Annotated in this window: 21 protein-coding genes; 19 read left to right on the top strand and 2 right to left on the bottom strand. The window is 43.2% G+C overall.

Translation table 11 applies throughout. The annotated features are described in order from the left end of the window. The first annotated feature begins 68 nt into the window (after positions 1–68). The 12 genes from CST_RS11170 to CST_RS11110 all read left to right on the top strand — a co-directional run bounded on the left by CST_RS11170 (position 69) and on the right by CST_RS11110 (position 10,485). Entirely contained in the window at positions 69–545 is a 477-nt protein-coding gene (locus tag CST_RS11170) for a general stress protein (protein WP_015360024.1), read from the top strand. Between the two features lie 378 nt (positions 546–923). Further along, positions 924–1,451 (top strand): ribosome hibernation-promoting factor, HPF/YfiA family, encoded by a 528-nt coding sequence (gene hpf, locus CST_RS11165; RefSeq protein WP_015360023.1) that lies wholly within the window; start codon positions 924–926, stop codon positions 1,449–1,451. 139 nt (positions 1,452–1,590) lie between these two features. Beyond that, the gene (locus CST_RS13575) at positions 1,591–1,764 is read left to right on the top strand and encodes a hypothetical protein (protein WP_015485137.1); all 174 of its coding nucleotides are present in this window, start codon (positions 1,591–1,593) and stop codon (positions 1,762–1,764) included. A gap of 215 nt (positions 1,765–1,979) precedes the next feature. Then, positions 1,980–2,408, top strand: coding sequence for an NUDIX hydrolase (locus CST_RS11150; RefSeq protein ID WP_015360020.1), 429 nt, complete (start codon positions 1,980–1,982; stop codon positions 2,406–2,408). A gap of 268 nt (positions 2,409–2,676) precedes the next feature. Next, entirely contained in the window at positions 2,677–3,327 is a 651-nt protein-coding gene (locus tag CST_RS11145) for a YigZ family protein (protein ID WP_015360018.1), read from the top strand. Between the two features lie 97 nt (positions 3,328–3,424). Further along, complete coding sequence (locus CST_RS11140; RefSeq protein ID WP_015360017.1) at positions 3,425–4,153, top strand: YebC/PmpR family DNA-binding transcriptional regulator; 729 nt, start codon at positions 3,425–3,427, stop codon at positions 4,151–4,153. Positions 4,154–4,182: 29 nt separating this feature from the next. Then, on the top strand, positions 4,183–4,641 hold the full coding sequence (gene fabZ / locus CST_RS11135) for a 3-hydroxyacyl-ACP dehydratase FabZ (RefSeq protein ID WP_015360016.1): 459 nt from the start codon (positions 4,183–4,185) through the stop codon (positions 4,639–4,641). Positions 4,642–4,644: 3 nt separating this feature from the next. Then, positions 4,645–5,355, top strand: a complete 711-nt coding sequence (locus tag CST_RS11130) for a metallophosphoesterase (protein WP_015360015.1) — start codon at positions 4,645–4,647, stop codon at positions 5,353–5,355. Between the two features lie 40 nt (positions 5,356–5,395). After that, complete coding sequence (gene dnaX / locus CST_RS11125) at positions 5,396–7,027, top strand: DNA polymerase III subunit gamma/tau (protein ID WP_015360014.1); 1,632 nt, start codon at positions 5,396–5,398, stop codon at positions 7,025–7,027. A 472-nt stretch (positions 7,028–7,499) separates the two neighbouring features. Next, complete coding sequence (gene rho, locus CST_RS11120; RefSeq protein ID WP_015360013.1) at positions 7,500–9,293, top strand: transcription termination factor Rho; 1,794 nt, start codon at positions 7,500–7,502, stop codon at positions 9,291–9,293. 310 nt (positions 9,294–9,603) lie between these two features. After that, a complete protein-coding gene (locus CST_RS11115; RefSeq protein ID WP_015360011.1) occupies positions 9,604–9,828 on the top strand; it encodes a hypothetical protein in 225 nt (74 codons plus the stop codon). 81 nt (positions 9,829–9,909) lie between these two features. After that, positions 9,910–10,485 (top strand): uracil-DNA glycosylase, encoded by a 576-nt coding sequence (locus CST_RS11110; protein WP_015485136.1) that lies wholly within the window; start codon positions 9,910–9,912, stop codon positions 10,483–10,485. A 130-nt stretch (positions 10,486–10,615) separates the two neighbouring features. On the opposite strand, the gene CST_RS11105 is transcribed toward CST_RS11110, so the two are convergent. Continuing rightward, positions 10,616–11,635 carry an SGNH/GDSL hydrolase family protein gene (locus tag CST_RS11105; protein ID WP_015360009.1) on the bottom strand — a complete coding sequence of 340 codons (1,020 nt, stop codon included), beginning with the start codon at positions 11,633–11,635 and terminating at the stop codon, positions 10,616–10,618. Between the two features lie 191 nt (positions 11,636–11,826). Between CST_RS11105 and CST_RS11100 the strand changes: the two genes are divergently transcribed. Further along, a complete protein-coding gene (locus CST_RS11100; RefSeq protein WP_015360008.1) occupies positions 11,827–12,972 on the top strand; it encodes an aminotransferase class V-fold PLP-dependent enzyme in 1,146 nt (381 codons plus the stop codon). On the opposite strand, the gene CST_RS11095 is transcribed toward CST_RS11100, so the two are convergent. Further along, a complete protein-coding gene (locus CST_RS11095; RefSeq protein ID WP_015360007.1) occupies positions 12,969–13,784 on the bottom strand; it encodes a metallophosphoesterase in 816 nt (271 codons plus the stop codon). The genes CST_RS11100 and CST_RS11095 overlap by 4 nt on opposite strands. A gap of 121 nt (positions 13,785–13,905) precedes the next feature. On the opposite strand from CST_RS11095, the gene CST_RS11090 reads away from it, so the two are divergent. From CST_RS11090 to CST_RS11065, 6 genes are all read left to right on the top strand, one after another. Then, positions 13,906–15,096 (top strand): phosphopentomutase, encoded by a 1,191-nt coding sequence (locus CST_RS11090; protein ID WP_015360006.1) that lies wholly within the window; start codon positions 13,906–13,908, stop codon positions 15,094–15,096. 90 nt (positions 15,097–15,186) lie between these two features. Continuing rightward, entirely contained in the window at positions 15,187–16,488 is a 1,302-nt protein-coding gene (locus CST_RS11085) for a pyrimidine-nucleoside phosphorylase (protein ID WP_015360005.1), read from the top strand. A 95-nt stretch (positions 16,489–16,583) separates the two neighbouring features. After that, positions 16,584–17,810, top strand: coding sequence for a D-alanyl-D-alanine carboxypeptidase family protein (locus tag CST_RS11080; protein ID WP_015360004.1), 1,227 nt, complete (start codon positions 16,584–16,586; stop codon positions 17,808–17,810). Between the two features lie 123 nt (positions 17,811–17,933). Next, the gene (locus tag CST_RS11075; protein ID WP_015360003.1) at positions 17,934–18,971 is read left to right on the top strand and encodes a hypothetical protein; all 1,038 of its coding nucleotides are present in this window, start codon (positions 17,934–17,936) and stop codon (positions 18,969–18,971) included. Then, complete coding sequence (locus CST_RS11070) at positions 18,961–19,623, top strand: DUF4129 domain-containing protein (protein WP_015360002.1); 663 nt, start codon at positions 18,961–18,963, stop codon at positions 19,621–19,623. The genes CST_RS11075 and CST_RS11070 overlap by 11 nt, the downstream gene beginning before the upstream one ends. Next, a complete protein-coding gene (locus CST_RS11065) occupies positions 19,620–20,639 on the top strand; it encodes a DUF4350 domain-containing protein (RefSeq protein ID WP_015360001.1) in 1,020 nt (339 codons plus the stop codon). The genes CST_RS11070 and CST_RS11065 overlap by 4 nt, the downstream gene beginning before the upstream one ends. Positions 20,640–20,642: the final 3 nt, after the last annotated feature.

Genomic DNA, 20,642 nt, shown 5'->3' with positions numbered 1-20,642 from the left:
TTTTATTCAACATATATAGTATTTTTTTGTCGCTTTATCAGAGCGACGCTGTAAGGAGGGATATTTTTATGGCAACCATAGTTGGCATATTTGACAGGGTGGAAAACGCTGAAAGAGCGGCAAGGGAAATAAAGGAACGGGGATACAGTACCGATGAGATCTCAATAATGGTTAAAAACCAGGATGAAGGGAACGGTCAGAGAGTAGAGGGCGTGACCAATGACAATATTTCCAATGGGGCTGTAACCGGAGGCATAATAGGTGGCCTTGCAGGCCTTCTGCTTGGAGCTGGTATGGTTGCAATACCCGGCCTGGGGATTATTGCAGCCGCCGGACCGATAACCGGACTCATCGGTGGTGCCGCTGCGGGCGGAATTATCGGAGGGCTTATTGATTTGGGTATTCCTGAACAGGAAAGCAGAAAATATGAGAATGACATCAGACAGGGAAAAGTTGTATTCACAATGCGGACAGACGACGACAAGGTTGAAGAAATACTCAATATTCTTCATGAGAATGGCGCCGAAAGGGTAGATACCCACTGACACTTAAAGGACGACTATTGTCTGAAGGCAGTGAAAATGGCCAGTGTCCCGCGCGGATAATGGCCATTTTTGTTTTGAACTTAAAACCTTCCCCACATACATACACAAAAATGTGCATAACTTATCCACAACCTGAGATACAACCGGTAATAGTTACTCACAGAGTTATTCACATTATCCACAGCTTTTTCAGATAAATTGTGAATAACTGCTGTGCATTTGTGGATATCCTGTTTAAACCGCCTGTACTGCGTGCAAATAATGTTTCATGCGAATTCTTTGCGGGTAAAAAATAAACAAACGGATGTTAATTATCCGATATTAATATATAATATTGGATAAGGAGAACTATTCTAATTCCCGAAAGGAGTATGGGATATGAAGTACATTGTAAACGGCAAAAACATCGAAGTGACCGATGCATTAAGGGAACGGGCAATAAAGAAACTGAGCAAAATCGAGAAATTTTTCAAATCTGACGCCGAATGCAATATTATGTTCAAGGTGGAAAAAAACCGTCACATCTGCGAAGTTACCATTTTTTCCAAAGATCTCTTCATCAGGGCTGAAGAAACGACAAATGACATGTATGCTTCAATAGATATGGTAATTGACAAACTGGAACGTCAAATCAGAAAAAACAAAACCAAACTTGGAAAAAGAATTCGCCAGGAAAGTGTTATCCCTGAAAATTTTGACATAAAAGAAGACATAGAGGAAGAGAATTATAAAGTTGTAAAAAGCAAACGGTTTGCGATAAAACCCATGGATGTTGAGGAAGCCATACTGCAAATGAATCTTCTGGGGCACAATTTCTTCGTATTCACCAATGCCGAAACCGAGGAAGTAAACGTGGTTTATAAACGTAAGGACGGAAATTACGGTTTAATAGAACCTGAATATTAATCATAAAATAATATTAAAATATTATTAAAGATGTAGTAAAAATCAAATTTTGTGGTAAAATATAAGTAAGAGATGCACAAAAAACGGTTTTGGTTTAAGTGACATTTTGTTGAATCCTCCTGAAAAGGAGTTGGAAATTTTGACAGACGAAAAAATCAGGCTTTCGAAACAGGATCTTCGTATAATTGACATATACTCCAAAAAAAATCCGGAAGACATCATGCCTCAGTTTGGAAATCCTGATTATGAATTTATTGATGTTTCAAATACTGCGCAGGGTTTTAGAAGGGCAAACAACAGTTTTTTCGAATAATATGCCGGAAAGCAGGTAGTAAAATTGGAAGGATTTCATTTAACTTTTTTTAACAAGTGTGTATTAAAAAATTTATATAAGCTGTTTATAAGGCACCTGAATGAAATTGTTGGTAATTTCATCATGGTGCCTTTTTTGTTATCTTTAAAACCTGTTTATCCTTCCGTCCGTACTACGGGGAACCGTATAAGAATAAATGAAAGGGGTAATGGGATATGATATTGCGCAATTGCGCCGGAGGTGTGGTTTTCTCAAAAAACCACAAAGTTTTTCTTCTTAAGAACGAAAAAGGGGAGTGGGTTTTTCCGAAGGGAGTAATCAGAAACAATGAGCCGCAAAGCGAGGTGGCTCTGCGGAGGGTGAGGGAAGAAGGCGGGATTAATGCCACAATTATTTCACCGGCAGGTAGAACCAACTATGAATTCTTTTCAGTAACAAGGCAACAGCCCGTATGCAACCGTATAACATGGTTTATTATGCTCGCCGAAAGTGAGGATTATAAAATAGGAGAACCTGAGAAATTTCAGGATGCCGGATTTTTCACAATAGAAGAGGCAATGGAAAAAATAACTTACAGTCAGGATCGTTCATTACTTCACGTTTCTTATCTGAAATTTAAGGAACTGGTTCAGATTGCAAGCTAAAGCGATTAAAAACGAAAATAACGGATCAGCCTGGGGGTTGGCCGATAAAATGTTGAATATCATATAAATTTTCCGGGAGTAATTTGTATAAATTACTCCCGGAATGTGGCGGACTGTGTAAATTTCCTGGCTGGCCGTGATTTCGCCGGAATTTACAGAAAAAATTCGCCTTTCGGTTTATCACATCCCTATATAATTCATTTGTCATATCCGCATGTTTTCTGATAGAATAAAGGGTGATTAAAAAAGCTTTTACCGGAGTGGTCGGATGTACGAAAATATTCGTACCGTTTTGAACATCGGTACAGGAGAGTATGAAGAAAAACGATCACGTTTTTTGGCGTGGGTTTTTCCCGTAAGTTCGGAAGAAGAAGTTTTCTCACACTTGGAGTTTCTTAGAAAAAAATATTATGATGCAAGGCATCACTGCTATGCTTATATAATAGAAAATGAAACGGAGATTCAGCGTTTCAGCGATGACGGTGAGCCTTCCGGGACGGCAGGTCTGCCCATACTTGAGGCCATCAGGAAAAAAGGGCTTGTAAACGTCCTGGTAGTGGTTGTGAGGTATTTCGGGGGCATACTTCTTGGTGCCTCGGGATTGGTAAGGGCATACGGCAAGGCTGCAATTTCCGCCCTTGACAATACCACTACGGTAATAAGAAAATTATGCTGTGAGGCCTGTGTTCGGGTGGATTACGCATTGTACGGCAAGATACGGAACTTTCTTGAGACAAATAATTATCCGGTTAAGGATACACGGTTTACCGACAGCGTAGAGGTGGTACTGGTTATAGAGGAAGGGAGAAAGGATTCTTTTTGCAATGGACTGACAGAAATTACCGGCGGAAAAACCGAGGTTGTTTTTGGGAACAAAATACATGCCTATTTTGACGAAGAAGGAAATTTTGTTAAGTGATTATTTTAATACAATAATGTTGAAATTGTTCTGATGTCATGAGAGAATATACTGTAACTAAAAACCGATATGAATTTATTTTATTTGAGGTGAGGTTATGTCAGGACATTCGAAATGGGCCAATATCAGACACAAGAAAGAAAAAACCGATGCGCAGAAGGGAAAGATATTTACTAAACTGGGCCGGGAAATAGCGATGGCAGTTAAGGCCGGCGGGCCCGATCCCGAAACGAATTCCCGCCTGAAGGATGCAATTGCAAAGGCGAAAGCCAACAACATGCCTAACGAGAATATAATGAGAAGCATTAAAAAAGCAGCCGGGGATATATCCACCGATGATTACGAGGAAATTGTTTATGAGGGCTATGGTCCCGGCGGCGTTGCAATTATTGTGGAAACCCTTACGAACAACCGAAACCGCACCGCGGGGGATATAAGACATATTTTTGACAAATACGGCGGAAACCTCGGAACAACCGGATGTGTGTCTTTCATGTTTGACAAAAGAGGGCAGATTATAATTGAAAAAAACGACAGCATAGACGAAGACAGTCTCATGATGTCTGCGCTCGAAGCCGGTGCTCTTGATGTGGCTGTTGAGGATGAGTATTATGAAATAATCACCGAGCCGCAGGACTTTTCGAAAGTTGCCGATGCACTGGAAAAGGAAGGCTATAAGTTTGAAAGCGCGGAAGTTGCCATGATTCCGAAGACAACAACAACGCTGACCAATGAAGAAATGATCGCAAACATGGAAAAACTGATAGAAAAGCTTGAAGATCACGATGACGTGCAGAATATTTATCACAACTGGGAACAGGGGTAATTTAAAAAATTTTGTCCGGGAGAGTATTTATGGAGAAAAAATCGCTGGATATAACCGCTATTCAGGAAATTATCCCGCACAGGTTCCCATTCCTTCTGGTGGACAGAATAACCGAACTGGAGCTGGAACCTGTGATAAGGGCGGTCGGAATTAAGAACGTGACCATTAACGAACCGTTTTTTCAGGGCCATTTCCCGTCATATCCCGTAATGCCCGGTGTACTGATTGTTGAAGCCCTTGCTCAAACAGCGTGTGTAGCGGGGATGATGCTGGAAGAGAACAGGGGAAAGATTCCGCTGTTTACAGGAATAGAGGATTTGAAATTCAGAAGACAGGTGGTGCCGGGAGATACCTTAAGGCTTGAAGTTGAGTTCATTCAGATGCGCCATGGGATGGGGAAGGCCAGAGTGCGTGCTTCGGTTCAGGACCAGACGGCGGCAGAGGGAATAATTAAATTTGCCATAATTGAACAAAAGGGAAAAGAATAGGCTATGCGTGTATTTGCGATATCGGATTTACACCTTTCACTGGCCGAAAACAAACCCATGGATATTTTTGATCGGGTATGGGAAAATTACATGGACCGTATCCGGGAAAACTGGATTAAAGCCGTAAATGACGATGATCTGGTCCTGATTCCCGGTGATATATCATGGGCGACGTATATTGAAAATTCCGCTCCCGATTTTCTGTATCTGGAAGCGCTTCCCGGAAAGAAAATAATATCAAAGGGAAATCATGATTACTGGTGGACAACCCACAGTAAACTGAACAAGTTTAAAGAAAGTCTGTCATTGAACAGTATTGCCTTTCTTCATAACAACGCTTTTTTTTACGGCAGCCTGGCGATAGTCGGAACAAGAGGATGGAAGAATCCGGAAGACGAAGATTTTTCAGCCGAGGACGAAAAAATATATAACCGTGAGCTGGAACGGCTGAAAATATCGCTGAAATTAACCGAAAATTTCGGCGGAACGAAAATTGCAATGCTTCACTATCCTCCTTTTTCAGCCAGGGGTAACCCTACAGGGTTTGTGGATATAATGAAAAACTACGGTGTGAATATATGCATTTACGGTCATCTTCATGGCAAAAGCAGTAATTCCGCTACTGAGGGAGAAATTGACGGGATAAGGTACCACCTGGTGTCTGCGGATTATCTGAAATTTGAGCCTCTTTATTTGGGGGAATGGCTGACCTAAGCAAGGGGTGATTAAAACGTCACATCTGGCATTATACCGAATGTATAGACCTCAGACCTTCGATGAGGTCGTGGAACAGCAGCATATAGTAACAACACTGAAAAATGCGGTTATTTCAAAAAAAATAGCCCATGCATATCTATTTTGCGGGACCCGGGGTACGGGAAAAACCACGATGGCGAAGATATTTGCCCGTGCGGTTAATTGCCTGAATCCCGTTGACGGTAATCCCTGCAACAAGTGTGAGATATGCAGGGGAATTATCGACGGGACGATACTTGACGTCATGGAAATCGACGCTGCGTCCAATAACAGCGTAGACAATATAAGAAACATAATTGACGAAGTGGTATATACTCCCACGAGGGCTTCGAGGAAAGTGTACATTATAGATGAAGTGCACATGCTGTCGATTGGCGCCTTCAATGCCTTACTGAAAACTCTGGAGGAACCTCCCGAACACGTAATATTTATTTTGGCGACGACCGAACCCCATAAGCTTCCTGCCACCGTGCTTTCACGATGTCAGAGGTTTGATTTCCGGCGCATAACGTCACGGGGAATAGCCAACAGGCTCATTTCCATTGCAAAGGACTGCGGTGTGGCTTTGTCTGAAGAAGCGGCGTTGTTTATTGCCTCGCTCAGCGAGGGGGCTTTAAGGGACGGTATAAGCATACTGGATCAGTGTATTTCCACAGGAAAGCCTGAACTGGACCTGGAATCGGTTCAAAAAATCGTCGGGGTTGCGCCGGGTACGGTGATAATTAATACGGTGGGTTATTTTTTAGAGCGGAGAAGCAGAGAGGCAATTTCGCAGATTGATTTGGTATTTTCGGAAGGAATGGATCCGGGGCAATTCATTCATAATTTGATCCGTTTCATGCGGGACATTCTTATTTTTAAAACCACCGGCGACCTTTCCCATTTATACAGCGTAACCGAGGAGGAAAAAAAGGCTGTTCAGAATTTCGCAGGGAAAATGTCCATGCCTTTAGGCCTTGCGGTAATACGTGAACTGACCGGCCTTGAAGCTTCTTTAAGATGGAGTTCCAGCCAGCGTATTCTGATTGAAACTGCGTTTTTACGTATTTGTTCGAGGGATATTGGTTACGGAGAAGAGGAACTTGCGGAGCGTATTCAACTTCTTGAAGACAGATTGAGGGAAATTGAGGAAGGAATTGTTAAAGGGGAATTGCGGCAGGATTTTGCCTCAGACTGTGCTGTGAAAAATGACGGTGAAAATGGAACCAGGCCCGTGACGGAGGCTTTTGAAAACGGCCTGGAGACCAATACCGGACGAAATGACGAAAATTCCAAAACTCAGAATAAAACGCAGTTTAAGCCGTTTACCGAATGGGAAAGCGTTCTGAAGGAACTTTCAGGTATTGGGCGTATGAAGCTCTATAGCAGCCTGATAGGAACAAAGGCGGTTTGGACTGACGATAAAACCATAGGCATATTATTTCAGGAAGAAGACGAATTCAAACGGCGCATACTGAACGAGAACGGCAATATGTCAGTAATAGCCGATACCGTAAAAAGAGTTACCGGTTTGGAGGTTAATGTATCGGTGCTTAATAACAAAAAGGAAGAAAAGAATTCAGATGTACCTGAAAACATTCTTGCCTTCGCCAAAAGAAAAGGAGTAAAACTTGATATAATAGACGAATAGACAAAAATAATTTGCAAACATATTAGAAAAGGGTATTGACAACGCCCTTACCAAGCTGCTATAGTAAAAAACAGAACAGAGGCGTATAAGCTGTTCCCTGCGACATGTATCATTTTTGGTATTTCAGTCCATGATATTGATAAGGGCTTTGTTATAGTCGGTTGATCGTAATAACTACCCAGTGACACAACAAAATCCAGTTTATATCCGGATATATGAAAGATTAATTAGTTATTTTGTTGGTTTTTCTGCGGGAAATATATTTTGGTGTTCACAAAAACCAAAATTTTTAATATGATCTATTATTAGGTTAAGGAAATTGTATACTTATTCAGGCACCCGGGGCCAATAAAAATTGAAAACAATAAACAATATAATAACCCGGGCGTTTCGTGAAAAAATAATTGGTTTAATCATCCGTACCAATCAAATATAGATTTCAATTACGAAAAACAGAATAAGGCGGTGTGTCATGGAAGATATAGCGAAACTGCAAGGCAAGAGCCTGAATGATTTGAGGTATATTGCCAAAGTAATGGGTATAAAAAGCATAACCCGTTACAGAAAGCAGGAATTAATAGAAAAAATACTGGAAGCCGGACAAAAAAAGGACGAACTTGTCCAGCCGATGCAGGCTACTGTGAAAAAAAGACCGGGGCGTCCGAGAAAAAATAAGGATGCCGAGGAAAATGAGATGCAAGCCGTACAGCAGCCTGTTCCCGCTGAAGAAAAGGATAAGGAAACTGCAGAATCGGATGCAGCGGGTGAAACATATGATAAGCAGGAAGAAACAACTGTAACGGCGCAAACCGAAGAGACGGCTAAAGAAGAAGCCAAAAAAGATACCGAACATCCTGAAAAAGTTGTTACCGAATCCGCTGTAAAAGAGGAGAAAAAAGCCGAAACCGGCGAAAGCAGACAGCCGGCTTCAGAACAGCAAACCGAACGGGAAACGGCTGTTGAGGATACGGATAAACAGGATAAACAAGATAAACAGGAAAGAACTGATAAACAGGAAAAGGTTCAGGATAAAGAGACTTCCACTGAAAGCAATGTTAAGGAAACAAAGGAATACAGCGTAAAACCGGTTCATATAAGAGACCTTTCCAAACTTGAAAGTGATGAGCCGGTGAGCGGTATACTTGAAGTTTTACCCGATGGTTACGGGTTCTTAAGAGGACAGAATTATCTTTCGGGACCTCGGGATATTTATGTTTCCCCGTCACAAATCAGGCGTTTCAATTTAAAAACAGGCGACAAGATTGTAGGAAAGGGAAGAATTCAAAAAGAAGGCGAGAAATTCCAGGCGCTTTTATACGTACTGTCGGTAAACGGAGATCCACCAGAGGTCGCACAGCAGCGCAAACCCTTTGATCAGCTTACGCCCATCTATCCCAATGAAAGGATTACCCTGGAGACCGAACCAATGGAGCTGTCGACGAGGCTGATAGACTTAATTGCTCCGATAGGCAAAGGTCAGAGAGGGTTGATTGTCTCTCCTCCAAAAGCAGGTAAAACAGTTCTTCTGAAAAAGATTGCGAATGCCATTACCCAAAATTATAAAGACATGGAATTAATAGTGCTGCTTATTGACGAGAGGCCGGAAGAAGTAACAGATATGCAGCGCTCAATAAAGGGCGACGTAATTTACAGTACTTTTGACGAGCTGCCGGAGCATCATATTAAAGTGGCCGAAATGGTGCTCGAACGTGCACAGAGGCTTGTTGAGCAAAAGAAGGACGTGGTGGTGTTACTGGACAGTATAACCCGTCTTGCGAGAGCGTATAATTTAACCATTCCGCCGACGGGAAGAACTTTGTCAGGTGGTCTTGATCCCGGTGCGTTGCATAAACCTAAAAGATTTTTCGGTGCAGCAAGAAATATTGAAAACGGAGGGAGCCTTACAATCATAGCCACCGCCCTGATAGACACCGGAAGCCGTATGGATGATGTTATATACGAAGAATTTAAGGGAACGGGTAACATGGAACTGCATCTTGACAGAAAGCTGTCTGAAAAGAGAATATTCCCCGCAATAGACATTAACCGTTCAGGAACACGCCGTGAAGAACTGCTTTTGAGTCAGAAGGAACTCGAGTCTGTCTGGGCTATACGAAGGGCAATAAGCAACATGGGCACGGCGGAAGTGACGGAAATGATTATAAACCGCCTGATGCAAACAAAGACAAATGAAGAGTTTATAAACAGTATTAACCTGGCTTTTCTGCAGAAGGAAAAAAATAATTTCGAATTACTGTACAAATAATACAGTCTGTAATAATGAACCCAAAGGGGCGGGGATTCCTGCCCTTTTTGCATGAATTCCTGAAATGAAATATTCTGAGATTTTGCCGGTATTTGTGCAATTGTTCATCTGTCGCCGGCGCGGCTGAATTTTAAGCGAGCGGGATTTTTTCGCAGAAACCTCAGAAAACTGCGCATAGTATCCCTTTTAACCGGGCACAATACAAATGCATTAAGATGTGTTTTGTTGATATGGTTTGTTTTTCGGTGTTTCTTTAATTTTTCTGAAAATAGTTTTTTAAAATAATTCATTTCAAAGAAAGAGGGATACTATGGTCAATGGATATGATCAGGACGTCTTTGGCGAAAAGACAAAATTTGTAAAGAAGAAAGGTGTATACAGGCTGAAAAAAACCTCTGAATTCAACGGCGTTATCAACAAAAACAGTCATTTGAGCGAAATGGGCAAGGAATATCCTTCAGGCGAAGACGTTAAAAACAAAAAGGATAAGGAAAAACTGTCATTCCAGGAATGGGCTGAAAAATATCGTCAATAGGTTACGCTTTTTCAGGTCCGGTGCTTTTCATGCCCGCTGTTTTGTGATAGGATAACTACAGAAAATTTTCTGAAGGGAATTATGATGCAGGACCTGAAACTTTACGAAAATTTTGTAAAGGCGTGCCAAAACTGTACGAAGTGTGACCTTGCCAAAACAAGGACCAATGTTGTCATTGGCAGAGGGAATAATATAAACGCGCCTGTAATGCTTGTGGGGGAAGGTCCCGGTGAACAGGAAGATCTTACGGGACTGCCGTTTGTCGGCCGGGCTGGAAAGCTCCTTGATCATTTGCTTAACGCTCTGATGTTCAGCCCGGAAGATTATTATATCTGCAATATTGTCAAATGCCGGCCGCCGAATAACAGAGAGCCTACAAGGGAAGAGGCTGAGGCATGTCTTCCTTATCTCAGATTCCAGGTAAGATACATAAAACCTAAAATTATAGTCTGTCTTGGCGGTACGGCGTTAAGGTACATTGTCGGGGGTGACGCGCGCATCACCAAGGTTCGTGGCAACTGGGTCGACAGACCGGGATTTTTCAGAATAATGCCTACTTATCACCCGGCAGCGGTTCTGAGGGATCCGTCCAAAAAAGAGGAATTGTACCAGGATATGAAAAAGGTTAAGGAATACCTTGATTCCATTTCGTCGTAAAACATATCTCATATGTTTGAAGCCTTATTTAGCAAATATGGGCAATATGCAGGGCATGGCATGTAATGAACCGAATGAACGCGGCTGAAAAACGGACGGCATTCTGCCAGGAATGCCGTCCGTTGATTTTTTAACGGTAATCTCTGAGAAGATGTGACATAAGCGGGTAAAGGGTTTCGGCCATACGCATGAACCCAAGGGCGTTAGGGTGGCAGCCGTCAATCGTGCATTCACTTCTGCCCACAGGCCCGAAGAACTGCATGCCGTCTACGAAATATACATTATTATCGCCGGATTTCTTTGCATTAATGTATGTCTGATAAATTATGTTTCTTCGTTCAATGCTGTCCTTAGGATCCCTGTCAAAATCCGGACGGGACATCATTACTATCGGGATATCCGGGTGAGCCTCTCTTATAACCTTGAAAAAGGGTTCATGGGTATTGGCAAGATGCTCGGGAGTCGGCGCATTGTGATCATAGTCATATACAAAGACCGAAATATTTTTATGTTTTGCGATATATTCGGCAAATACAAGTTCGCCCTTCGCACCGCCTGAAAATCCGTAGTTAAAGTAATCGGCGTCCAGCCATCTTGACAGTATGCTGGTGTAAGCCGTTCCCGGTCTGGGTGCACATCCTCCTTCGGTAATCGATGAACCATAGTATATTATTGGGCTATTTACCCTGTATTCAGCGGCCTGGTAAATATTTGCGCCGTCATCAATGCCTATTTCCATCGATGCTATCTGCTCGTTTCGGGGGAGATTTATTGTTACCGTTTCAGGCTTTGAGGATTTGACCAGTTTGGTTTCAACTGTTTTGTCCGTTTCATTGTAATTTGTCGGCGCGACATATCCGGCAAAACGGGATTGAATTCCAGTACCAAAGTATACGTCGGCTCCCGCCGAGCCGGGCAACGGAATAGCCCTGTCCACGTTAAGGGTTTTCAGCTCCATACGTATAGTAATGGTGGCTGAATCGGTGACAAATCTTACTCTCCCGCCGATACAGCGTTTACCCACTATATTGTACTGGGGCATTTTCTCCATGATGTCGGGCGTGAGACGCCAGAAGTTCCCGTTGTCGGGATCAATTACATTAAGTCCGTAAATTTTTATTGGAGGGTCGGTGATTTTATAAATTTTCATATTATCCTTCCTTTATACATGAAAAATTCTGTCTGCTTCATTCAGAAACTTTTTACCACAGAAAAGCTGAAAAAGCAAGCATAGCAAACCGGCTTCACAATAAATTTTTCGGGGTTTAACATTCCGGTACAGGGTTAAATTGCATGAAGTATAGTCATATAATTTAATATCCGGGGGAAAGGAGTATTGCTATGATTTATCTGGATAACGCCGCAACTTCATGGCCTAAGCCTCCGCAGGTAATACAGGCAATGACGGATATTTTGAAAAGAGGATGTGCAAATCCCGGCAGAAGCGCCCATGCCATGGCGCGCCAGACAGAGGACGCGGTGCTGAACGTAAGGGAAGCCGTTGCAAAATTTTTTAATATAAAAGACCCGTTGAGGATAGCTTTCATGCCAAACACAACCTACGCACTCAACGCGGCAATTTACGGAGTAATCACCGAAGGTTCTGTTGTTGCAACAACGGCAATGGAACACAATTCGGTGCTTCGGCCGCTGAAAACACTGGAAAGCAGGGGCATAATCGGTCTGGAAACGGTAGAACCTGACAGGTACGGCAGAATTTCGGTTCAGAGCATTAAAAAAGTTTTAAGAAAAGGAATAGACCTTTTTTGCATGACAGTTTCCTCAAATGTTACAGGTGCAATAATGCCGGTCACCGAAGCCGGGAGGATTTGCAGGGAACTGGGCATAACCTTTTTGGTGGATGCCGCACAGGGAGCGGGAGTAATCCCGATAGACGTTGAAAGGATGAATATTGATATGCTGGCTTTTCCGGGACATAAAGGACTTTTGGGACCCCAGGGAACGGCAGGGTTATATGTAAGAGAGGGGATAAAAATAAAACCGTTCATTCAGGGGGGCACGGGGAGCTTTTCAGATCGCCTTTTTCAGCCCGAGGTTTTTCCCGACATTCTTGAAAGCGGAACACTGAATGTACCGGGTATTGTAGGCCTTGGCAAAGGAATTTCGTTTATCAGTGAAACCGGAATCGAGCATATACGGCTGAAAAAAAAGAAACTGCTGACAATGCTTTTTGAAGCCCTGTCAAAGGAAGAAAACATCACCGTTTTTTCGCCCGGGCCGGAGCAAAATTCCGGAATTTTTGCATTTCTGGTACATCATATGGATTCGTCCGAGGTCAGCTATATACTTGACAGAAAATTCGGAATTTGCACAAGAAGCGGATTCCACTGCGCGCCGTTGGCACACCGTGCTCTTGGCACATCAGACTCGGGACTTGTCAGGATCAGTCCGGGATACTTTAACAACGAGACCGAAATAGAACTTACAATAGAAGCAATACGGAGTATAGCGCGGAGAAAGCTTTAAATGTCAATTACCGTCACCTCAGGAACCGAGAAAAAGCGGAAAGGTATTAATACCGTTCCCAGCCCTCTGCTTATGTATATTAAGTTGTCCCGTACTTTTGCAAATCCCTTTATGTATCCCATTCTGCTCAGTTTGTCCCTGCGCAGCAGCAGGTACTCGATTTTAAACGGCATCCATATCTGGCCGCCGTGAAAATGGCCCAGTAAAAGCAGGTCGACGCTTTTTTCGGGAATATTGAGGGAAACGTCGGGGTTATGGGAGAAGGCTATTACAATGTTGCTGTTACCTTTAACGCGGTTGAATATATCATTGCTGACGGGCTTGCCTGTTTTCACGTCGTCAATCCCGACAAGGGCAACCTTTTTGTCTTTCCCGGAATTTTTCCCGCAAAAAAAGACCACGTCATTTACAAGCAACTGAATATTCAGTTGCTTCATTGTCATGTCAAAGTTGTCCTTGAATGACGGATTTTGCCTGAAACACCTGTGTTCATGGTTTCCGTATACGGCAAAGACAGGAACGCCGATGTCAAGATTTTTGTACCATTTTGTGAATTTATTCAGATTTTCGGGTTTTTCAATCAAGTCGCCGCTTATCAGTATAAAATCTGGATTTGCTTTGCGTATGGTTTTTCTTAGCCGGGAAGATGAAACAAGCAGAAGGTTTATATGTATGTCTGTAAGGTGCAAAAGCCTTAGCCCCGTTCCGAAATTCAGGTTATAGTATCTCGTTTTGTATACTGAAGCCTGAACAAGCATGTAAATAATTACCGTCAATAAGAACAAAGGTGTCATTATATACCATTTAAGCATTCAGCACTTTCCTTTCAGGGGATTTTTTCTGCTCCGGGAGTTACGTTGTTTATTTTAACAGATAAATGATAATATATGAATAGCGTTTGTTTTATATCCTTTAATGACGGGAGGCATGAAAATGAAAAGATTTATTGTCATTGTACTTGACAGTGCCGGGATAGGCGAGCAGCCCGACAGCATAAATTACGGGGATGAAGGCAGCAATACCATCGGACATATATCACAGCTCGTAAAGGATTTTTCCCTTCCGAATATGGAAAAACTGGGGCTTGCGTTTATAGACGGATTCGGCGAAACATACCGTACGACAACGGATTTAAATAAAATTGAGCTTTCGGGCGCATACGGAAAAATGACCGAAAGATCTGCCGGAAAGGATACCACGACCGGGCACTGGGAAATAGCTGGTATTGTATTGGACAAACCTTTTCCCGTTTTCCCGGACGGTTTTCCTGAAGATTTAATGAGGGAATTTGAAAGGAGAATAGGCCGAAAAACCCTTGGAAACAAACCCGCGTCCGGAACAGTTATAATACAGGAATTGGGCGATGAACATGTAAGAACCGGCTATCCTATCGTATATACATCGGCTGACAGCGTGTTCCAGATTGCGGCCCATGAAGGCGTGATACCCGTTGAAGAATTATACGAAATATGCCGGATCGCCAGGGAGCTGCTGACCGGCGAGTATGGCGTCGGCAGGGTAATTGCGCGGCCTTTTACGGGGGAATCGGGAAATTACACACGGACCGAGAGGAGAAAGGACTTTTCCATTGAGCCGCCTGACAAAACAATATTGAATTACCTTGCCGAAAACGGTTATGAGGTCCGCGCGGTCGGCAAAATTGAAGACATTTTTGCCGGATCGGGAATTACAAAATCGGTTCATACGGGTTCAAACAGCGAAGGGATAGAAAGAACGATTGAATGGATTAAGGATGACTTTGAAGGAATGCTGTTTACGAACCTGGTTGATTTTGATATGCTTTACGGCCACCGAAACAATGTGGAAGGGTATGCAAAGGCTTTAATGGATTTTGACCGGAGACTGCCCGAAATAATCGGGAATCTCAGGGATGGGGATGTATTGGTTATTACCGCCGACCACGGATGTGATCCGTCCACGGCAAGTACCGATCATTCCAGGGAATATGTTCCGCTGCTTATTACCGGAAAGCATGTCAAAAAGGGAGTAAATCTTCATACCAGAAGCAGCTTTTGTGATGTCGCAAAGACAATAGCCGAGTATTTCGGGGTGGAAAACCGGCTTGGCGGCAAAAGTTTTCTTGAGCTTATACTTGACGTTTGAAAGGACCTTCTGTTTTAAAGCGGCATGAACAAATATTTGAAAAGGGATATTTCTGTGTAACAATGCCGATATACCGGAAGGAGTATGGATATGTTTGCACTGGATTTGATTATAAAAAAACGGAATGGTCAGAAACTTACAAAAGGCGAGATTGAATACTTCGTAAACGGGTACACGAAAGGCGAAATACCCGATTACCAGGCTTCTGCTTTTCTGATGGCGGTATACTTTAACGGAATGGATACCGATGAAACGCTGTGGCTGACCGAAGCCATGCTGAATTCCGGCGACAGAGTGGATCTTTCGGCAATACCCGGCGTGAAGGTGGATAAACACAGCACAGGCGGTGTCGGGGACAAAACCACCCTTGTGGTGGCGCCGATTGTCGCGTCGTACGGAGTCCCTGTGGCCAAAATGTCGGGAAGAGGGCTGGGGCATACCGGCGGAACGGTTGACAAACTGGAATCCATACCGGGTTTCCGCACGAACCTTTCACGGGAAGAATTTATCAGGAACGTAAGGGAAATAGGCATTGCAGTTGCAGGCCAGACCGAGAACCTGGTGCCTGCAGATAAAAAGCTTTACGCGCTCAGGGATGTAACCGGCACTGTGGAAAACATATCGCTGATTGCTGCAAGCATAATGAGCAAAAAGCTGGCATTGGGATCGGATGCAATTGTTCTTGACGTTAAAACCGGAAGCGGGGCGTTTATGAAAACCGTTGCCGAGGCCGAGAGACTTGCAAGGCTAATGGTGGATATAGGCAACGGCGCGGGCAGAAGAACGGTGGCACTTATAACCGATATGGACAGGCCTCTCGGAAACAATATAGGAAATGCGCTTGAAGTGAAAGAAGCGGTTGAAACCCTGAACGGAAAAGGCCCTGAAGACCTGAAGGAAGTTTGTATCGAACTTGCGGCAAATATGCTTTTTGTTGCGGGAAAAGGGGAGATTGAATTGTGCAGGAACCTTGCCGCCGAAGCTATAGAAAAGCGTACCGCGCTTAATAAGCTGATTGAGATGGTGATAAGGCAGGGCGGAGATCCAAAGGTTATAGAAGATACGTCGAAACTGCCCAGAGCGGAGTTCAGGGCCGAATGGAAAGCCGAAAAATCGGGGTTTGTGGAAAAAATGAACGCTGAAAGGCTTGGAATTGCATCAGTGTTACTGGGCGCAGGAAGAAAAACCAAGGAAGAAGCCATTGATCCAGCAGCAGGTATTGAACTTGTGAAAAAAACTCGTGACAAAGTTGAAAAGGGTGAAACAATCGCTTTTCTTTATGCTTCGGATGAAAACAGGATACATGAGGCACTTCAGGTCTTGAAAAGTTCGATTGTCATCGGTCCGGAACCCGTGCCGGAAAAGCCCATGATTTTGGGAAGGATTCAGTAGCCATGACGCAGACAAAATAAAAAATAAGCCCGAATAAACCTATATCGGCCATGCATACATTTATTATGGGACTAAATTGCGGGAGTTTTTCGTAAATGATAAAAAAGGCGGTCGTGTGGGTTTTGCTTTTCGCTCTGTTGCTTGTTCCGGCGAATCCGGGCGTTTTCGCAGTTGAAGAGGAAACAGGGCTTCAAAATGAGAACAGGCCGTTGACAGGAAATGAAAATGCGCCGTTGCTTGAAAACATTCCCTTTGAAATCAAGGCAAAATCGGCATTGCTTATGTGTGCAAATACAGGGGAAATTATTTTTGAAATGAACAGTGATGAGCGGCGTCCCATTGCTTCAATTACGAAAATCATGACAATGCTGCTGGTAATGGAAGCCATTGCACAGAATAAGATCAGCCTTAACGATGTGGTAGTGGTTTCGGAACACGCCGCAGGCATGGGAGGCTCGCAGGTATACCTTGCCCCTGGTGAAGAGTTTACCGTTCATGATCTGCTGAAAGCCGTTGCGGTACATTCGGCAAATGACGCGTCGGTTGCTCTGGCGGAGCACGTGGCAGGCAGCGAAGGGGTTTTCGTATCAATGATGAATGAAAAGGCAAAAGAGCTGGGTATGATAAACACCAATTTCCTTGACTGCTCCGGGTTAACCGATGAGGGACATTACAGCACAGCCAGGGATATAGCAATTATGTCGAGGGAGCTTATAACAAAATACCCGCAGATAATTGAATACACCACAATAAAACATGATACTTTCAGAAACGGTACCTTTGACCTGGACAATACAAACCACCTCATAGGAAAATACAGGGGAATAACAGGCCTTAAAACCGGCTTTACAGACGCGGCCGGATACTGCCTTGCAGCGACGGCTTCCCGAGACGGGCTGGATTTGATATCGGTAATACTTGGCGCCGAAAGTATGAGCCTGCGCTTTTCAGAGACGACAAAAATCCTTGATTACGGCTTTTCTAACTATGAAATACTGAAAATAGAGAGAAAGGATGCAATAGCCGGAAATGTGAACGTTAAAAAGGGATTAACGCTGACTGTGCCGGTAGCATATGAGGATAACAAATCGGTTTTGCTGAAACGCGGGCAGCGGGACAAGGTAAAAGAGGAAATCAGGCTTCCCGAATATATTAATGCGCCCGTGTCGATCGGTGACAGGGCCGGCGAAATGGTGTTACTGCTTGAGAACAAGGAAATACTGAATATACCGCTGGTTGCAACCGAGGAAGTGGAAAAGGCTACGTGGATAAAACTGTTTTTAAGGCTTATGGTACATTGGTTTTCACTGGCAAGAAGATAATATATTCCGGGGATACATAATGGGCGGAGTTCCGCCTTTTTTTTTATTTGTTTTACAATGTTTGACACAAAGTGAATGGTATTATATGATAATAAATATAGATTTTTTACAGACGGAGGATTTATGAATTCGCTAAGGGCGTTACGGAAAGCGAGATTTACCGATATACTGGATTATGGAATTTTTCTTTTTAAAAAACATTTTAAAGATATTTTTATAATAAACCTGATGTTCAATATTCCTGCAATGCTATTACTGAACCTGTTCAATCCGGTATTTACCGAGAAGTACTGGAAGCTTATGGAACCCACGGAACTTGTGAAAACAAGCCCGGCGGCGATAGTTTCATCAGTGGTTACTTTGTATGCAATGCTGTTTGGTGCAGTGATTCTGCAAGGATTGTATGCCATTACGTTAAAAAATGTAATGGAAGGTGCCGTTGTAAGGATTATTTACGCCGATACCGTTCTGAACAGAAAAGTGACGGTCAAGCAGGCCATAAAGGAGTGTTTCGGCCAGTTTGGCGTTTTACTCCTCGGGAGGGTGCTGTATCTGCTGATCCAGTGCGCCGTATTTTTGGTTTTATACATTGTTCTGTTTGCCGGGATGTTTGCATTGTCTTTCAGTATCACAGGACTTTTAGTCACGGCATTTATATACCATAAAATTGCGGTTGCCCCTCTGATCCTGGGGATTTTGGCGGTGCTTGGAATTATAATTTTGATTTCACTGGTAGTGGGATTTTTTATCGGAAAATACTGGATGTTTATGCCCGCAATATGCATAGAGGGGAAAAAGGCGGCAGCAAGTATCGGCAGATGTAATGTGCTTGGTAAAAATAATTTTTTCCTGATCGCTCTTACTTTTGTTTTCGGTAATTTACTTGTTTCGCTGTTCCCAATGGTTGTAGGAGTGGTTTTCGGTTTAATCGCTTTGAATTCAGGAAGATTTGACATGGAACTGTATAGGATAAGTATCGTGATAGCGCAGATTTTTGCCGAGATACTGCGCCCGGTGCTTATATGCATATTTACAGCTATGTACATTACCCTCAGGGTTAAACGCGAGGGGCTTGATTTGGAAATGACTCTTTGGGAAATAGAACGTGAAGAAGCCGGGAAATTGACGCCTTCGATACAGGGGGAATACAATGAGGTCTGACAAAATAAGCGAGCGGGAGATCAGGCGCATACTGGATGACATACTGAAAAGGCGCGAATTTAATCAGAACGGGAATTCGAATTCGGTGTTTAAGCTGGTAAGTGATATATGGGAATCCATACAGGAATGGGTAAGGGAGTTTTTTGACTATTCGCAGCCGAACCGGGAAATCCGAGTTTATTCGGGGCTGAACAGCTCTTCGTTTCAGACGGTGGCGAAGGTCTTGCTGGTATTGACCGCGTCCGTTCTGCTTTTTTTACTGGTAAGACTGATAACAAAAAGGCTGTATATGTCAAAAAAAATTAAATTTGCTGAATTTCCGCGCGTCTCTGAGTATCTCAGCCGGCCTGAAGACGCATTAAATAAATATAGCGAATGCATGACCGCAAAAGAGTATTCAAAAGCCCTGAGGTTTCTTTTTATAGCCCTGCTTCTGGAACTTGACAGAAGAAAAATTATTAAGATTGCAAAGTGGAAAACAAACCGTATGTATCTGAGGGAAATCAGGCTGAAGGACGAGACATTGGCTGTATCTGTGCAGGAGTTCGTAAATCTGTTCGACGAATGCTGCTACGGCAACAGAAATATAGACGAGGCCAGCGTTAGCAGATGGTTTGAATTTTATGCTTTGCAGAAGGAGAAACCGGTATGAATGTCCGGCTGAAAAACTGTCTTTTATTCGTGCTCGCAATATTTATGTCGGTATTCGCCGTAACAGTTTTATATTCAGCAACTGTGTATAAAACGGATTATGCTGATTACACCACGTACGGAACCGGAGACTTGGGGCTTAAGGCTTTATACCTTCTTGCTGGTAAATGCGGTTTTCGGGTTTCACGGTATCATTACCCGGTGAAATTTTTAAGGGATAATCCCGTGATGGTTGCATATTGTCCCGCAGGTTCGGTGTTTAATGACAATGAAGAAAAGAACGGCCTTAGAAACTGGCTTAATAACGGCAATACGCTTGTTGTAATTCTGGATCACCGGAATATTGATAATTTGTGGATTTTTGACTATATTTCAGAGAATAGACGATGGTATGAAACGGAAAATGCAGGAAATGTCACAATTACATGGTATGGGCTTGAAAATGGGGTTATTTGCGTTTTGGACAGTGCTGACAGATTTCTGAACAAAAACATCTCAGACAACACCGGCGCGGCGGTTGCTTTTATTAATGTGCTCGCAAGAATTAATAATCCAAAGGTGGTATTTAACGAGTATTACCGGTTCATGCAGAAACCTGCGCCCGGTTTATGGGATTTGATTGGACATACCGGTCAGCTTATAGTCATCCAGCTTGTAACGGTCGTTCTTCTTGTTGTGATAAGGGGCTGGAAAACATTTGGCAGGGTGCGCGGCGACAGGGAAATGACAAAAAGAGCCGAAAATGAAATAGTCATGGCACTTGCAGGTCTCTATCAGAAGGAAAAGGCCTATTCGCTGGTATTGTCAAATTATTACGGCCGCTTTGTCCGGAGATACGGCGGATATTTGAGAACGGCGGGCTATGTAAGGGACAAAGCCTTGCCCCTTCTGAACGAATGCGAATATTATTTGAGGACGGGGGATTTAAGCAAAAAGAAACTGAAAGAGATTGTCCTTGGGCTCCAAAAACTTGAACTTGAAATTAGTAACCGAAATCAAAGGCAAAGAAAGGAATGATAC

The organism is Thermoclostridium stercorarium subsp. stercorarium DSM 8532 (assembly GCF_000331995.1).
In the GTDB taxonomy this organism is placed as follows: Bacteria; Bacillota; Clostridia; order DSM-8532; family DSM-8532; genus Thermoclostridium; species Thermoclostridium stercorarium.
The sequence above is the reverse complement of the archived record's forward strand: the minus strand, read 5'-3'. Positions and strand labels throughout refer to the sequence as shown.

Coding starts and splice junctions, on each gene's coding strand:
- CST_RS11170 (WP_015360024.1), top strand. CDS start 69: ATGGCAACCATAGTTGGCATATTTGACAGGGTGGAAAACGCTGAAAGA.
- hpf (WP_015360023.1), top strand. CDS start 924: ATGAAGTACATTGTAAACGGCAAAAACATCGAAGTGACCGATGCATTA.
- CST_RS11150 (WP_015360020.1), top strand. CDS start 1,980: ATGATATTGCGCAATTGCGCCGGAGGTGTGGTTTTCTCAAAAAACCAC.
- CST_RS11145 (WP_015360018.1), top strand. CDS start 2,677: ATGTACGAAAATATTCGTACCGTTTTGAACATCGGTACAGGAGAGTAT.
- CST_RS11140 (WP_015360017.1), top strand. CDS start 3,425: ATGTCAGGACATTCGAAATGGGCCAATATCAGACACAAGAAAGAAAAA.
- fabZ (WP_015360016.1), top strand. CDS start 4,183: ATGGAGAAAAAATCGCTGGATATAACCGCTATTCAGGAAATTATCCCG.
- CST_RS11130 (WP_015360015.1), top strand. CDS start 4,645: ATGCGTGTATTTGCGATATCGGATTTACACCTTTCACTGGCCGAAAAC.
- dnaX (WP_015360014.1), top strand. CDS start 5,396: ATGTATAGACCTCAGACCTTCGATGAGGTCGTGGAACAGCAGCATATA.
- rho (WP_015360013.1), top strand. CDS start 7,500: ATGGAAGATATAGCGAAACTGCAAGGCAAGAGCCTGAATGATTTGAGG.
- CST_RS11115 (WP_015360011.1), top strand. CDS start 9,604: ATGGTCAATGGATATGATCAGGACGTCTTTGGCGAAAAGACAAAATTT.
- CST_RS11110 (WP_015485136.1), top strand. CDS start 9,910: ATGATGCAGGACCTGAAACTTTACGAAAATTTTGTAAAGGCGTGCCAA.
- CST_RS11105 (WP_015360009.1), bottom strand. CDS start 11,635: ATGAAAATTTATAAAATCACCGACCCTCCAATAAAAATTTACGGACTT.
- CST_RS11100 (WP_015360008.1), top strand. CDS start 11,827: ATGATTTATCTGGATAACGCCGCAACTTCATGGCCTAAGCCTCCGCAG.
- CST_RS11095 (WP_015360007.1), bottom strand. CDS start 13,784: ATGCTTAAATGGTATATAATGACACCTTTGTTCTTATTGACGGTAATT.
- CST_RS11090 (WP_015360006.1), top strand. CDS start 13,906: ATGAAAAGATTTATTGTCATTGTACTTGACAGTGCCGGGATAGGCGAG.
- CST_RS11085 (WP_015360005.1), top strand. CDS start 15,187: ATGTTTGCACTGGATTTGATTATAAAAAAACGGAATGGTCAGAAACTT.
- CST_RS11080 (WP_015360004.1), top strand. CDS start 16,584: ATGATAAAAAAGGCGGTCGTGTGGGTTTTGCTTTTCGCTCTGTTGCTT.
- CST_RS11075 (WP_015360003.1), top strand. CDS start 17,934: ATGAATTCGCTAAGGGCGTTACGGAAAGCGAGATTTACCGATATACTG.
- CST_RS11070 (WP_015360002.1), top strand. CDS start 18,961: ATGAGGTCTGACAAAATAAGCGAGCGGGAGATCAGGCGCATACTGGAT.
- CST_RS11065 (WP_015360001.1), top strand. CDS start 19,620: ATGAATGTCCGGCTGAAAAACTGTCTTTTATTCGTGCTCGCAATATTT.